This is a genomic window from Sphingomonas sp. BL-S-29 (genome assembly GCF_055521495.1).
On the sequence record NZ_CM145482.1, the window covers coordinates 4,232,948 to 4,247,220 of the forward strand.

The following is a 14,273-nucleotide window of genomic DNA, read 5'->3' on the forward strand; positions in this document are numbered from 1 at the left end:
TCCCTACCCGAAAATTCTCGTTACCCGTTCGATACCGCGCACCAGAGCGTCCACATCCGCCGCGCCGTTATAGACGCCGAAGCTCGCCCGCGCCGTTGCCGGAATGCCCAGGGCCTCCATCAAGGGCTGCGCGCAATGGTGCCCCGCGCGGATCGCGACCCGTTCCTCGTCCAAGATGGTGCCGATGTCGTGCGGATGCACCCCCTCGATCGAGAAACTGACGATGCCCGCGGAATCCTCGGGGCCGTAGAGCGTCACCGAATTGATCTGCGACAGCGCCTCGCGCGTCTTCGCCACCAGCGCCGTTTCGTGTGCGTGGATCGCGGCGAGCCCGATGCGTTCGACATAGTCGATCGCCGCATGCAGGCCGAGTGCGCCGACGATATGCGGCGTGCCCGCCTCGAACCGCCCCGGCGGCGGCGCGTAGGTGGTCTTCGCGAAAGTGACGCGATCGATCATCGAGCCGCCGCCCTGCCAGGGCGGCATCGCGTCGAGCAGCTCGGGCCGCGCCCACAGCACGCCGATGCCGGTCGGACCGTAGAGCTTATGGCCGGAAAAGACGTAGAAGTCGCAGTCGAGCGCGGCGACGTCCACTGCAAGGCGCGGCACCGCCTGGCAGCCGTCGAGCAGGATTTTCGCGCCGACCGAATGGGCGATATCGGCGGCGCGCCGGGCATCGAGCACCGAGCCCAGCACGTTCGAGACATGGGCGAGCGCGACCAGCTTGTGCGCGGGCGTGATCATCGCGGCCATCGCATCGAGATCGATGCGGTGGTCGGCGGTCAGCGGGATGACGTCGATCACGGCGCCGACGCGTTCCGCCGCCATCTGCCAGGGCACGATGTTGGAATGATGCTCGAGCGTGGAGAGCAGGATGCGGTCGCCCGGCTTCAACTGCTCGCGCGCCCAGCACTCGGCCACGAGGTTGATGCCCTCGGTCGCACCGCGCACGAAGACGATCTCGTCCGCGCTGCCGGCGCCGATGAAGCGGGCGACCTTCTTGCGCGCTGCCTCATAGGCGAGCGTCATGTCGGCCGAGCGCTGGTACACGCCGCGGTGGACCGTGGCATAGGTCTCGGCATAGCCGCGGGTGATCGCGTCGATCACCGGTTGCGGCTTCTGCGCCGTGGCCGCGGTGTCGAGATAGGCCCAGCCCGCGGGGATCGCCGGAAAATCGGCGAGCACGTCGAGGGGGCTCGTATTCCCTCTCCTATCGGGAGAGGGAGGGAGGAGCGAAGCGACGGAAGGGTGAGGGTGACTAGCCATTCCGATCGCCCTCACCCTTCCCACGCCTTCGGCGCGGGCCCCTTCCCTCTCCCGCTGGGAGAGGGAGAGAAGAATGCCGAAGATTGCTCACAGCATCCGCTCCAGCGCGGCCTGCGCCGCAGCCTCGACCGCCTCGCGCTCGCCGGCATCCGCGACGCCGTCGAACACCGATCCGATGAACGCCCGCAACAGCAATGCCTTGGCCTCGGCCGGGGCGATGCCGCGGCTGGCGAGGTAGAACAGCGCCGTCGCGTCGAGCTCGCCGACGGTCGCGCCGTGCGCGCATTTCACGTCGTCGGCGTAGATTTCCAGCTCGGGCTTGGCATTGGCGGTGGCGGTGCGGGTCAGCAGCATCGCCTTGACCGACTGGCTGGCATCGGTCTTTTGCGCGTGGCGCGCGACGGCGACCTTGCCGAGATAGCTGCCCGTCGCCCGCCCGCCGAGCACCGAGCGCACGACCTGGTTGCTGGTCGCATTCGGCTCGATGTGGCGCATGGTCGTGACGATCTCGAGCGTCTGCTCGCCACCACCGAGGATCGCCCCGCCCAGCTCGAAATGCGCGCCGTCGTGCAGGGTCACGTCGATCGCGATGCGGCCGAGCTTGCCGCCGGTGTTGAGCACATGAAAGGTCGCGCGGGCGCCGGCGTCGAGGGTGACGGTATAGTCGCGGATCGCGACGGCATCGGTTGGAGCATCCTGCACGATGAGGCGGGTGATTTCCTCGCCGGCGGGGACGTGGATCGTCTCCGGTCCGTCAATCGGCCACATGGTGGCGACCGCGTCGAGGTCGCTGTAGCGCCAGGCTTCGTCGCGGCGTGTGGGGATGGCAAGCGTAGCCACACTCATTTCCCGTCACCCCGGACTTGTTCCGGGGTCCATGCTTCCGCAGATGCGCCGCCGGTTGGCGCCCGCGCCATATCAGCCTGCAGCGCCTGAGGCTCGATGGATGCCGGAACAAGTCCGGCATGACGGAAGCTGCCAGATGTCACGCCGCCAGCGCTCCGTAACCTTCGCGCTCGAGTTCGTGCGCCAGGTCGGGTCCGCCGGAGCGCACGATCCGGCCATCGGCCAGGACATGCACGAAATCGGGCTGAACATAGTCGAGCAGCCGCTGGTAATGGGTGATCAGCAGCACGGCCTTGTCGGGCGCGCGCATGATGCGGTTGATGCCGTCGCCGACGACGCGGAGCGCGTCGATGTCGAGGCCGGAGTCGGTCTCGTCGAGGATCGCCAGCTTCGGGCCGATGATGCCCATCTGGACCATCTCGTTGCGCTTCTTCTCGCCGCCCGAGAAACCGACATTGACCGGGCGCTTGAGCATGTCCTGGTCCATTGACAGCAGATCGGCCTGAGCGCGGGCGAGCTTGAGGAACTCGCCGCCCGACAGCGGCGCCTCGCCGCGGCCCTTGCGCTGCGCGTTGAGCGCCTCGCGCAGGAACTGGACGTTGGACACGCCGGGGATCTCGACCGGATACTGGAAGCCGAGGAACAGGCCGGCGGCCGCACGCTCGTGCGGCGCCATTTCCAGCAGGTCCTGGCCCGCGAAGCTGACCGAGCCCGAGGTCACCTCGTAACCGGGTCGTCCGCCGAGCACATAGCCCAGCGTCGACTTGCCTGCGCCGTTCGGGCCCATGATCGCGTGGACTTCGCCCGCATTCACGCCGAGCGAGAGGCCTTTGAGGATTTCCTTGCCGTCGATCTCGGCGTGGAGGTTTTCAATTCGAAGCATGAATAATACCAAGAAACTGGATCAGGAAGGCGAGAAACCCAAGCCCCACGAAAACGGCAAAGAGAATATTGAACGCTTGTCGGATTTTGAAGAGCGCTGGGCTCCGAACACGTGACCAAGGCTCGTACGGGATAAAGAAACGCAGCGCCTTTCCACTATTCATCTCATACCGCGTGACTGCCACGGCACCGGCAGTCGCCGCACCCGAGAGCAATACAAGCGGCAGAAACCCCCATATGATGTGCATCACCCGACGCTCCCCTCAAGCGAGATCCCCAGCAGCTTCTGCGCCTCGACCGCGAATTCCATCGGCAGCTGCTGCAGCACCTCGCGCGCGAAGCCGTTGACGATCAGCGCCACCGCCGCCTCGGCATCGAGGCCGCGCTGCATCGCGTAGAACATCTGGTCTTCGCTGATCTTCGAGGTGGTCGCCTCATGCTCGATCTGGGCGGAGGGATTGCGCACCTCGATATAGGGCACGGTGTGGGCGCCGCACTGGTCGCTCAGGAGCAGGCTGTCGCACTGGGTGAAGTTGCGCACGCCCTCGGCGGTCGGGGCGACGCGGACCAGGCCGCGATAGGTGTTGTCGCTATGGCCGGCGCTGATGCCCTTCGACACGATGGTCGAGCGGCTGCCCTTGCCGAGATGGATCATCTTGGTGCCGGTATCGGCCTGCTGGCGGTTGTTGGTGACGGCGACCGAATAGAATTCGCCGACGCTGTTCTCGCCCGCGAGAACGCAGCTGGGGTATTTCCAGGTGATCGCGCTGCCGGTCTCGACCTGAGTCCAGCTGACCTTGGAGTTCCGGCCCTGGCAGAGCGCGCGCTTGGTGACGAAATTATAGATACCGCCCTTGCCTTCGGCATCGCCGGGGTACCAGTTCTGCACGGTCGAATATTTGATCTCGGCGTCGTCGAGCGCGACCAGTTCGACCACGGCGGCGTGGAGCTGGTTCTCGTCGCGCATCGGGGCGGTGCAGCCTTCGAGGTACGAGACGTACGAGCCCTTGTCGGCGACGATCAGCGTGCGTTCGAACTGGCCGGTATTCTCCGCATTGATGCGGAAATAGGTCGACAGCTCCATCGGGCAGCGCACGCCCTCCGGGATGTAGACGAAGGTGCCGTCGGAAAAGACCGCGCAGTTGAGCGCCGCGAAATAGTTGTCATGCTGCGGCACGACCTTGCCGAGCCATTTGCGCACGAGATCGGGATATTCCTTGATCGCTTCGCTGATCGACCGGAAGATCACGCCCGCGGCTTCGAGCTCCTTGCGGAAGGTCGTGGCGACCGAGACGCTGTCGAACACCGCGTCGACCGCGACCTTGCGCGCGCCCTCGACCCCGGCGAGCATCTTCTGCTCCTCGATCGGGATACCGAGCTTTTCATAGACGCGCAGGATCTCGGGATCGACTTCGTCCAGGCTGCCGATCTTGGGCTTGGCCTTGGGCTCGGCGTAATAATAGGCGTCCTGATAGTCGATCGGGGGAATGTTGAGCTTGGCCCAGTCGGGCGGCGTCATCGTCAGCCACAGGCGATAGGCCTTCAAGCGCCAGTCGAGCATCCATTCGGGCTCGTTCTTCTTGGCCGAGATGAAGCGGACGGTGTCCTCGCTCAGGCCCTTGGGCGCGAATTCCTGTTCGATGTCCGAATGGAAACCCCATTCGTATGTCTTGTTCGCGGCGGCATGCGCCTCTGCGTTCCTGGTGGCCATTATGCCGGCACCTGCTGCGACAGGCTGGCGAGCGACACGCCCGCGAGCGCGCCCTTCACCGCTCCGTTGACGGCGTTCCAGTGCGGCTTCACCCGGCAATTCTCCTCGATGCAGCAATCATGGCTGCCATTTTCGACACAGGACGTCATCGCGATCGGCCCCTCGATCGCCTCCACGATATCGGCGAGGCTGATTGCCGCCGCCGGACGCGCGAGACGGAAGCCGCCGCCGGTGCCGCGCGCGCTCTCGATCAGGCCGGCCGCGGACAGGCGGCTGACCAGCTTCTGCACGGTCGGCAGCGGCAGGCCGGTTTCCTCGGCGAGCAGGGTCGCGTTGAGCCGCGCCGCGCCGCCGCAATGGCGGGCCGCGGCGGACATCATCACGACCGCATAGTCTGCAAGGCTGGAAAGGCGCATCTGGTCCAATCGGATTGATTCGTTCCGATTGGGCATGTGGGGGCGTGAGGGGCTTGGGTCAACCTTGTTTTCGTTCCTCCCCATCGCAGATGGGGAGGGGGACCATCCGAAGGATGGTGGAGGGGGATTGGAGCGCGGCAACGCAACCTCGCTCCAATTCCCCTCCACCATTCGCTGAAGAAGCGAATGGTCCCCCTCCCCAAGCGAGCTTGGGGAGGAAGTGATTACGTGTCGCTGACCAGAGGGCTTACCTGACCGCCGAGCGCGACGCGCTGGCTGATGGTCAGTTGCGACAACAGGCTCGGTTCCGCCTTGATCTGGCGCGGGGTGTGGCCGGTGAACTGCTTCACTTCGCGGATCAGGTGCGACTGGTCGTAGAAGCCACGAGCGATCAGGTCGTCGACCGACTGGCTTTCCGAGACCAACGCCACCGCTGCGCGGAGCGCGCGATATTTGCGGGCGAGCAGCTTGGGCGGCGCGCCGTACAGCGCCTTGCACTTGCGCTCGACCTGGCGGCGCGAAAGCTTCGTCGCGGTGACCAGATCCTCCATGTCGGGCGAGGGGCTGCCCGCCAGCCAGGTGTCGACATGGCGGACGAAGGTCGTCGCGCTGCGATCGCACCCGCGCAGCAGCTCGCGGATCAATTGTTCGCCGATCGCCACCCGGGCCGGGATATCGGGTGCCGCGCGCAAGGCATTGGCGGCGGCGCGCAGGCGCGGCGCCCCGAACAGATCGGTCGCGTCGATCACGCGGTTGAGCATGCTCGACGCGTCGTTGCCGATCAACGCGGCCCAGCCGGTCGCGGTCACGCCCATGCCGAGCACCCAGACGGGGCCGACACAGCGGACCCCCATCGCGCCGCTGGTCGGGCCGACGACATGGATCTCGGTCGCGTCCTGCTGCGTGCCGTCCGGGAAAGTGTAGTCCGAAGCGCCTGGGGACAGGCGGAAGCGGATCTGCGCATGATCCGCGCGCTCGGTGTCCTCGAACAGTGGAACATCCGCGCGGAAGTGATAGAAAAGGGTGATGTATTCGGCCAAGTCGGCAGCCGGGACCGCGTAGTCGAGCTGGATGTCCGGCAATGTACGCGCCCCTGTTTTGTACAGAAACGACATTACCCGGGTCCGACACCAATGAAAAGAGGCCCGGCCGGTAAACCGGCCGGGCCCAAGTGAAAGAGACCCCCGTTGGGAGCTCTTCGGGTCGCAAGCGCGTTAGACCAGCGTGCGGTTTGACTGTATTGGATGAAAGCGCCAATTCGGACATATTCGTCGCAGCTTCGTCGCAGCCGGTTTTTGACCCGCGGGCCCGGCGATGCCAAAGCGCCCCGATGATGTTCCCCCTGCTCCGCCCCGCCCTGTTCAGCATCGAAGCCGAGCGCGCGCACGGCCTGACGATCGCCATGCTCGAGGCATGGGCTCGGGCGGGGACGCCGCTGGCGGCCGGACCGGGCGATTCGAGCCTTCGCATCACGGTGGCCGGTCTTGATTTCGCCAACCCGATCGGCCTTGCCGCCGGCGTCGACAAGGACGGCCGGGCGATCGACGGATTTTTCGGCCTGGGGTTCGGCGCGGTGGAGATCGGCACACTGACGCCGGTACCGCAGCCGGGCAACCCGCGCCCGCGCCTGTTCCGCCTGGTCGAGGATCGGGCGGTGATCAACCGCATGGGCTTCAACAATGGCGGGCTGGAAGCAGCCCTGCCCCGCGCCGCCCGGGCCAAACGACGCGGCGTGCTCGGCATCAATGTCGGCGCGAACAAGGACGCGGCCGACCGGATCGCCGACTATCGGAACGGCGTGGAGAAAGCCGCGCAGATCGCCGATTATGTCACGATCAACATCAGTTCCCCCAATACGCCGGGCCTGCGCGAGCTGCAGCACGGCGCGGCACTGGCCGAGCTGCTCGCCGCGGCTGACGAAGCGCGGCACCTGCCAATCCAGCGGCCACCCTTGTTCCTGAAGGTCGCGCCCGACCTGGAGCCTGCCGCGATCGACGAGATCGCGCGCGCGGCGATCACGCACCATATCGACGGGCTGATCGTCAGCAACACGACCATTTCCCGTCCCGGGCTGCGATCCGCCCATGCGGCGGAGACCGGCGGCCTGTCGGGCGCGCCGCTCGCTGCGCTCGCACGGCAGCGCCTGGGCGATTTCCGCAAGGCGACCGGCGGCACGCTGCCGCTGATATCGGTCGGCGGGATCGGCAGTGCCGAGGAAGCCTATGCCCGCATCCGCGCGGGGGCGAGCCTGGTCCAGCTCTATACCGCGCTGGTCTATGAGGGCCCCGGCCTGCCGCGCCGGATCGCGCACGGCCTGGCGGGCCTGCTGAAGCGGGATGGGCATGATCATGTCGCGGATGCCGTCGGGGCCGGTTGACGTAGCGATAGTCACCGCTACCACGGAGCCATGAAGAAGCTCCTGCTCGCGCTTGCCATCCTCGTCTATTCCCCCGTCGCCTCCGCTCAGGGCGTCGTCACCTCCGCCGATCCGCGTGCGACCGAAGCCGGGCGAGAGATTTTGCGCGAAGGCGGCAGCGCGGCCGATGCCGCGATGGCGATGATGCTGGCGCTGACCGTGGTCGAACCGCAATCGAGCGGCATCGGCGGCGGCGGTTTCCTGGTCCATCACGACGGCAAGACCGGCAAGATGGACACGATCGACGGCCGCGAAAAAGCGCCGGCCGCCGCAACGCCGCAGCGATTCCTCGGCGCGGACGGCAAGCCGATGCCGTTCGGCCAGGCGTTCCAGGGCGGCAAGTCTGTCGGCGTGCCGGGCAATATCCGGCTGGCCGCGCTGACTCACCAGAAATGGGGCAAGCTGCCATGGAAGGCGCTGTTCGCCCCCGCGATCAAGCTGGCCGAGGACGGCTATCAGGTCAGCAAGCCGCTGAACGACCGCATCGCCGGCATGGCGCGCATCTGGGACCGCTTCCCGGAAATCGCGAAGCAATACACGGTCGACGGCCAGGTGCCCGTAGTGGGCGCGACGATGAAGAACCCGGCGCTCGCCGCGATCCTGCGCAGGATCGCCGATGAAGGGCCCGAAGCGTTCTATGCCGGCGACAACGCGAAGGCGATCGTCGCCGCCGCGACCGGCACCTCCGTCAATAGCAGCGACATCACCCTTGCCGACCTGACCGCCTATCAAGCCAAGGAGCAGCCGCCCGTCTGCGGTTTCTACCGGACGTACAGGATCTGCGGCATGGGCCCGCCCTCCTCAGGCGCGGTGACGGTGCTCGAGATCCTCGGCATGCTGAAGCGTTTCGACCTGAAGAAGATGGGGCCGAACTCGCCGGTCGCCTGGCATCTGATCGGCGAGGCGATGGAACTCGCTTATGCCGACCGCGAGAAATATCTGGGCGATACCGATTTCGTGCAGGTGCCGGTGAAGGGCATGATCGATCCGGCCTATCTCGCCCGGCGATCCATGCTGATCTCCACCACCGTGACCCTGCCGGCCTATGAAGCGGGCACGCCGCCGGGCGCGCAGGCGCGGACCGCGGCGGTGCAGAACGAGATCCACGGCACCACCCATTTCATCGCGATCGACAAGGCCGGCGACATCGTCGGCATGACATCGACCGTGGAGGGGCCGTTCGGCAGCCAGCTGATGGCGAACGGCTATGTGCTCAACAACGAACTGACCGACTTTACCTTCGCGCCGGAGAAGGAAGGCGCGCCCGTCGCCAACCGGGTCGAGGGCGGCAAGCGCCCGCTGTCGTCGATGGCGCCGACCATCGTCTATGACGCCAAGGGCAAGCCGGTGTTCACCGTCGGCGCGGCCGGCGGCAAGACGATCATCATGCAGGTCGCGAAGGCGCTGATCGCCCATCTCGACTGGGGCATGAGCGCACAGGAGTCGATCGGCCAGGGACTGATCTATTTCAGCGGCCGGACGTTGATCCTCGAAAAGGGCACGTCGCTCGAGCCGATGAAGGAGCCGCTGGAGAGACTGGGCCATCAGGTCGTGATATCCAGCCTCGGCCTCAAGGCGAATGCGGCGGAACGCACGGCCAGGGGCTGGGTCGGCGCGGCGGACCCAAGGAGTGTCGGAACAGCACTGAGCGACCTGCCCTGAAAACCTGAACGGCGCAGCCGAACACGGCGCGCCCCTCCCCGGGAGAGACAATGCGAACGCTCGAACATTTCCCCAACCTCGTCACGATGTTCTTCGCGCGGGCGCGGGAGAAGGGCGACAAGCCCTTTCTGTGGCACAAGGCCGGCAGCGCCTGGGTGCCGACCAGCTGGCGCGAGACCGCCGAAAAGGTCGCTAGCCTGGCCGCCGGGCTGAAGGCAATCGGGCTGGCCCCTGGCGACCGCGTGATGCTGGTCGCGGAGAACCGCCCGGAATGGTGCATCAGCGACCTCGCGATCATGGCCGCCGGTTGCATCACCGTCCCGACCTACACCACCAATACCGAGCGCGATCACAGCCACATCATCGAGAATTCGGGCGCCAAGGCCGTGATCGTGTCGAGCGCCAAGCTGGCCCGGACGCTGCTGCCCGCCGCGATCCGCGCGGACAATGCCAAGATCATCATCGGCATCGAGGATATCCGCATCACCCAGCCGGGTACGCTCGACGTGTATAGCTGGCCAAAGCTGATCGCCGACCACAAGACCGATCCGTCCGGTATGGTCAGCAACGCGACGCGCGAGGACACGGCGTGCATCATCTACACCAGCGGCACCGGCGGGGCGCCACGCGGCGTGATGCAGCATCACGGCGCGATCCTGCATAACGTCAATGGCTGCTGCACCGTCATCTCGGAGGATTTCGGCTGGGAGGACGAAGTGTTCCTGTCCTTCCTCCCTCTGTCCCACGCCTATGAGCATACCGGCGGGCAGCATTTTCCGATCGGGCTCGGCGCGCAGATCTATTATTCGGAGGGCCTCGACAAGCTGGCCTCCAACATCGAGGAAGTGCGCCCCACCATCATGGTCGTGGTGCCGCGGCTGTTCGAGGTGCTGCGCACCCGCATCTCCAAGGCCGTGGAGAAGCAGGGCAAATTCTCCAGCTATCTGCTCGGCAAGGCGCAGGACCTGGGCGCCAAGGAATATGAAGGGCGCATGGGGCTGCTCGACCAGCCGATGAACCTGTTCCTCAAGGCGACGCTCAAGCCGAAGATCCAGAAGCGCTTCGGCGGGCGGATCAAGGCGATGGTGTCGGGCGGCGCGCCGCTGACCCCCGAAGTCGGCATCTTCTTCCAGTCGCTCGGGCTGACCTTCCTGCAGGGCTATGGCCAGACCGAATCGGCCCCGGTCATCTCGTGCAACCGGCCTTCGGTGGGCTTGCGCATGGACACGGTCGGCCCGCCGTTGGTCAATACCGAGGTGCGCATCGCCGAGGATGGCGAGATCCTGGTGCGCGGCGAGCTGGTCATGCACGGATATTGGCGCAACGAGGCCGAGACGGCGCGGGTGCTGAAGGACGGCTGGCTCCACACCGGCGATATCGGGCTGATCGACGACAAGGGCCGGATCAAGATCACCGACCGCAAGAAGGACATCATCGTCAACGACAAGGGCGACAATGTCGCGCCGCAGAAGGTGGAGGGCATGCTGACCCTGCAGCCCGAGATCGTCCAGGCGATGATCTATGGCGATCGCAAGCCGTATATGGTCGCGGTGCTGGTCGCCGATCCGGAATGGACCCAGGAATGGTGTGCGCGGAACGGCGACAAATGCGATTTCGCGCGGCTGGCGGAGAATAGCAGCTACCGCACCGCGATCGGCGCGGCGGTCGAGCGGGTCAACAAGGACCTCTCGGTGATCGAGCGCGTCCGCCGCTTCATCCTGGCCGACCAGCATTTCACGATCGAGAACGAGCAGCTGACGCCCTCGCTGAAGATCCGGCGGCATGTGTTGAAAGAGGTGTACGGGCCGCGGCTGGACGCGCTGTACAAGGGGTAGGCATGGCCGGGGTCTGGCATGGCTGGGCCGAAGGTTGAATCAATCCTCTATTCCTTCTCCCCTCGGGAGAAGGTGGCGCGAAGCGCCGGATGAGGGTGACTTGGGCGCTACCTCTCACCCTCACCCTTCCCATCGCAAGAGCGATGGGCCCCTTCCCTCTCCCGCTGGGAGAGGGAGATAAGGGTTACTTCGCCGAAGCGACCGTCCCCGCCACTGACTTCGGCAACACCTCCAGCGTCCAGTCGGTATCGGGCCGCAGATATTTGCGCGCCGTTTCCTGCAGCTGGACCGACGTCAGGGTCGAGATGTCGCTGAGCACGCTGCGGAAGGCGGCGATGCGGCGGGGGTCGTAGGTCGCGCCTTCGAGGTTGAGCATCCAGAACTGGTTGCCGGTCGACTGGCGCTTGAGCACTTCGATCATCGGGCCGATGGTCCGCCGCAGCTCGTCGTCGCTGACGGGATTGGCGACGAGGTCGGCCGCAATCTCGCGGGAGAGCTTGAAGAACAGCGGCAGATTCGCCGGCGCGACCTGGCCGACCGCCATCACGCGGCCGCCCGAGGGCAGGCCGATCGGCCAGCTGCTCGATACGCTGGGGCTGTAGCTCGCCCCCGCTTCCGAGCGCAGCCGATCGAACAGCCGGTCGCTGAAGATCGCGGCGAGCACGTCGAGACGGCGGCTCTCGGCGACACCCTCGATTCCACCGCCGGTCGGCCAGGCGATCACCGCCGCGGCCTGGTTTTCCGGCCCGTCATGGGTGCGGATCACCGGGGTCTGGTTGTGCGCGGGGAAATGCACCGGCGGCACCGGCCGCGCATCGTCGACGCGGGGCTTCAGCGCGCCGATGCTCCGCGCGACCGCGTCGATCGCCTTGTCCGTGCCGATATCGCCGAACACCTGCACCTCGATCGGCCCGGTCGCGAGCAGCGGCTCCCACAGGGTGCGGAACGCCTCGGGCGTGGTGTTGCGGATCTCCTCGCGGGTCGGCGTGCCCCAGCGCGGATCGCCGCCGCGGAGCAGGCCGTCGAGATCGCGCGCGAGCACGCCGTCAGGCGAGGATTCGAGGCCGGCATAATTGGCCAGCACCGCTGTCTTGGCGCGGGCGAGCGGGCTCGGGTCCCAGGCCGGCGCGGCCAGCTTGGCGGCCATCAGCCTGAGCTGATCGGGCAGATCGCCCGGCGAGGTCATGGCACCCAGCTGGAAGGCATCGTCGTCCACGTCGAAGTCGAGCCCGATGCGGCGGCCGGCGGCCATGGCGTCGATATCGCCCTGCTTGAGCTTGCCGATGCCGCCCGCGATCAGCGCGAACTCGCCGGCCCAGGCCGGGCTTTCGCGATCGGCCGGAAGCGCGTTGAAGCCCTTGCCGAACCGCACGCGGACATAGACCCGGTCATCCTCCGACGTGGTCGAATAGACCATCAGGCGCACGCCGTTGGAGAAGGTGACCTGCTCCAGCCCGAATTCGGAAATCTTCTTGCGGCTCACCACCTTGGCCGGGGGACCAAGCTTCGGCAGCTTCGAGAAATCGACCGCTGCCTGAGTGCTGCGGATGCCGGCGACGCCCTTCACGTCAGCGCTGAGCGCTGCGGCGAGCCTGGCCGCGGCGCCCTCTTCCGGCTTCGACACGCTAACCAGCGCGCGGGTCGTGGTGCCCTGGAAGATGCGTTTCGTCGAGGCGAGGATCCGCGCGGGCGAGTACATGCCCTTGCGCCGCGCATCGAGGAACACGTTCTGGATCACCGCCGCGCTCGTCGTCGTCTCGCGGATATCGACGGCCTGGACCATGTCGTCGGCAAGCTTGCTGCCGGCATCGGCGCGCGCGGTATCGACCATCGTCTTGTAGGCAATACCCTGCTCGGCGAGCTCGCGGTCGATCTCGGCCTGGGACGGTGGCGAGGCCTGCGCGTCGGCGATCACCGCGCGGACATCCTTCAGCGCGGCTTCCCAATCGTCGCCGACGGGCGCGACCTGCACGAAAGTGACATTGGCCGAGCGCGCCGGATCGTCGAGCCCGACCCGGGCCGAGACATAGCTGCCCCCTGCCCTTGCCCGCGTCTCGAGCCGCCGGTTAATCACGGCCAGCGCGACCATGTCGACCAGGCGGTTCTGGTTGAAGATCACCGTATCGGCATTGAATTTCCAAGGGCGCAGCACCGCGATCATCGCCATGGTCGGCAGGCCGGGCTCGACGATCGCCTTGGTGGTCGGCTGCTTCGCATCGGGCACGCCGAAATCGGGCTCGGCCGGCGCCGGGCCGGTGCCGCGCCACGCCCCGAAATATTTGGCCACGAGGCGTTCGAAGATCGCCGGATCGAGATCGCCCGACACGACGACCACGGCGCGTTCCGGCCGGTACCAGCGATCGTGGAACGCCCTGACCGTCCCGGGGGTCGCTTCCTCTAGCGTCTTCGTGTGGCCGATCGGCGACCGGTCGGCAAAGGGCTGGCCGGCGAAGAACGCGGCGTTCATCGCATCCGACAGCCGGACCTGCGGCCCCGGCTGCTCGCGCTGCTCGGCGAGAACCGCGGGCCGCTCCGCCGCGAGGCCAGCCTGAGTGATGTTGGGCTTGCTGACCATGCCGGCGAGGATCTTCAGCGCGTCATCGAGGCTCGCCTCCGACGCGTTGGGCAGATCGAGCTTGTAGACCGTCTGGGTCGGGGTGGTCTGCGCATTGCTGTCCGACCCGAAGGTGGCGCCGAGCCGCTGCCACACCTTCTTGGTATCGCCATCGGGCACGAACTCGGAGCCGCGGAAGGACAGATGCTCGATCAGATGAGCGTAACCGAGCTCGCTGTCCTGCTCCATCAGCGAGCCGGCATCGATCCGCACCCGCACCGAGACCTGGCCCGGCGGCACGCCATTCTTGCGCACCGCGTAGCGCAAGCCGTTGGTCAGCGTGCCGAAGCGCCAGGCGGCGTCCGGCACGATGTCGCTGCCCTTGTACAGCCACGCCTCGCGGCTCGCGATGTTGCCGGAGCCGGCGACCGGTGCCGGAGCGGTCTGGCCGCTGACCGTCGGGGACAGGCCGAGCAGCAGCGAAGCGAGGAGCGACAGGCGCAGCGCGCGCGGTGTTACATACATGAAGGCGATCCTAGCGGTGTAATCCGATCGCGGCCAGCGTTGCTGACGCAAACCTGAACCTGCCGTTAAACTCCACGCCATCGCCACTATTTGGTCGAACACGGCCGATAACGATTCGGTTGCCGCATTATTGCGGGGTGTATTCGATCGCGACGCAGAT

General features: G+C 66.5%; 10 protein-coding genes. 3 read left to right on the plus strand and 7 right to left on the minus strand.

The window, feature by feature from the left end:
• Positions 1-3: 3 nt before the first annotated feature.
• The 6 genes from ACZ1I2_RS20100 to ACZ1I2_RS20125 all read right to left on the minus strand — a co-directional run bounded on the left by ACZ1I2_RS20100 (position 4) and on the right by ACZ1I2_RS20125 (position 6,203).
• Positions 4-1,185 carry an aminotransferase class V-fold PLP-dependent enzyme gene (locus tag ACZ1I2_RS20100; RefSeq protein ID WP_465176076.1) on the minus strand — a complete coding sequence of 394 codons (1,182 nt, stop codon included), beginning with the start codon at positions 1,183-1,185 and terminating at the stop codon, positions 4-6.
• Between the two features lie 168 nt (positions 1,186-1,353).
• A complete protein-coding gene (locus ACZ1I2_RS20105) occupies positions 1,354-2,106 on the minus strand; it encodes a SufD family Fe-S cluster assembly protein (protein ID WP_465176075.1) in 753 nt (250 codons plus the stop codon).
• A gap of 145 nt (positions 2,107-2,251) precedes the next feature.
• Positions 2,252-2,995, minus strand: a complete 744-nt coding sequence (gene sufC / locus ACZ1I2_RS20110) for a Fe-S cluster assembly ATPase SufC (RefSeq protein ID WP_465176074.1) — start codon at positions 2,993-2,995, stop codon at positions 2,252-2,254.
• 246 nt (positions 2,996-3,241) lie between these two features.
• A complete protein-coding gene (gene sufB / locus ACZ1I2_RS20115) occupies positions 3,242-4,705 on the minus strand; it encodes a Fe-S cluster assembly protein SufB (protein ID WP_465176073.1) in 1,464 nt (487 codons plus the stop codon).
• A complete protein-coding gene (locus tag ACZ1I2_RS20120; protein ID WP_465172407.1) occupies positions 4,705-5,121 on the minus strand; it encodes an SUF system Fe-S cluster assembly regulator in 417 nt (138 codons plus the stop codon). The genes sufB and ACZ1I2_RS20120 overlap by 1 nt, the downstream gene beginning before the upstream one ends.
• Positions 5,122-5,345: 224 nt before the next feature.
• A complete protein-coding gene (locus tag ACZ1I2_RS20125) occupies positions 5,346-6,203 on the minus strand; it encodes a helix-turn-helix domain-containing protein (protein WP_465176072.1) in 858 nt (285 codons plus the stop codon).
• A gap of 248 nt (positions 6,204-6,451) precedes the next feature.
• On the opposite strand from ACZ1I2_RS20125, the gene ACZ1I2_RS20130 reads away from it, so the two are divergent.
• From ACZ1I2_RS20130 to ACZ1I2_RS20140, 3 genes are read left to right on the plus strand one after another with little or no spacing between them, the layout of a single operon-like run.
• Positions 6,452-7,498 (plus strand): quinone-dependent dihydroorotate dehydrogenase, encoded by a 1,047-nt coding sequence (locus tag ACZ1I2_RS20130; RefSeq protein WP_465176071.1) that lies wholly within the window; start codon positions 6,452-6,454, stop codon positions 7,496-7,498.
• Between the two features lie 30 nt (positions 7,499-7,528).
• Positions 7,529-9,199 carry a gamma-glutamyltransferase gene (gene ggt, locus ACZ1I2_RS20135; RefSeq protein ID WP_465176070.1) on the plus strand — a complete coding sequence of 557 codons (1,671 nt, stop codon included), beginning with the start codon at positions 7,529-7,531 and terminating at the stop codon, positions 9,197-9,199.
• A gap of 50 nt (positions 9,200-9,249) precedes the next feature.
• The gene (locus ACZ1I2_RS20140) at positions 9,250-11,034 is read left to right on the plus strand and encodes an AMP-dependent synthetase/ligase (protein ID WP_465172403.1); all 1,785 of its coding nucleotides are present in this window, start codon (positions 9,250-9,252) and stop codon (positions 11,032-11,034) included.
• A gap of 184 nt (positions 11,035-11,218) precedes the next feature.
• On the opposite strand, the gene ACZ1I2_RS20145 is transcribed toward ACZ1I2_RS20140, so the two are convergent.
• Positions 11,219-14,113, minus strand: a complete 2,895-nt coding sequence (locus ACZ1I2_RS20145; protein WP_465176069.1) for a M16 family metallopeptidase — start codon at positions 14,111-14,113, stop codon at positions 11,219-11,221.
• Positions 14,114-14,273: the final 160 nt, after the last annotated feature.

Bases quoted from the DNA above. Each gene is read 5' to 3' on its own strand.
- ggt (WP_465176070.1), top strand. From the start codon at position 7,529: ATGAAGAAGCTCCTGCTCGCGCTTGCCATCCTCGTCTATTCCCCCGTC.
- sufB (WP_465176073.1), bottom strand. From the start codon at position 4,705: ATGGCCACCAGGAACGCAGAGGCGCATGCCGCCGCGAACAAGACATAC.
- ACZ1I2_RS20120 (WP_465172407.1), bottom strand. From the start codon at position 5,121: ATGCGCCTTTCCAGCCTTGCAGACTATGCGGTCGTGATGATGTCCGCC.
- sufC (WP_465176074.1), bottom strand. From the start codon at position 2,995: ATGCTTCGAATTGAAAACCTCCACGCCGAGATCGACGGCAAGGAAATC.
- ACZ1I2_RS20130 (WP_465176071.1), top strand. From the start codon at position 6,452: ATGATGTTCCCCCTGCTCCGCCCCGCCCTGTTCAGCATCGAAGCCGAG.
- ACZ1I2_RS20140 (WP_465172403.1), top strand. From the start codon at position 9,250: ATGCGAACGCTCGAACATTTCCCCAACCTCGTCACGATGTTCTTCGCG.
- ACZ1I2_RS20145 (WP_465176069.1), bottom strand. From the start codon at position 14,113: ATGTATGTAACACCGCGCGCGCTGCGCCTGTCGCTCCTCGCTTCGCTG.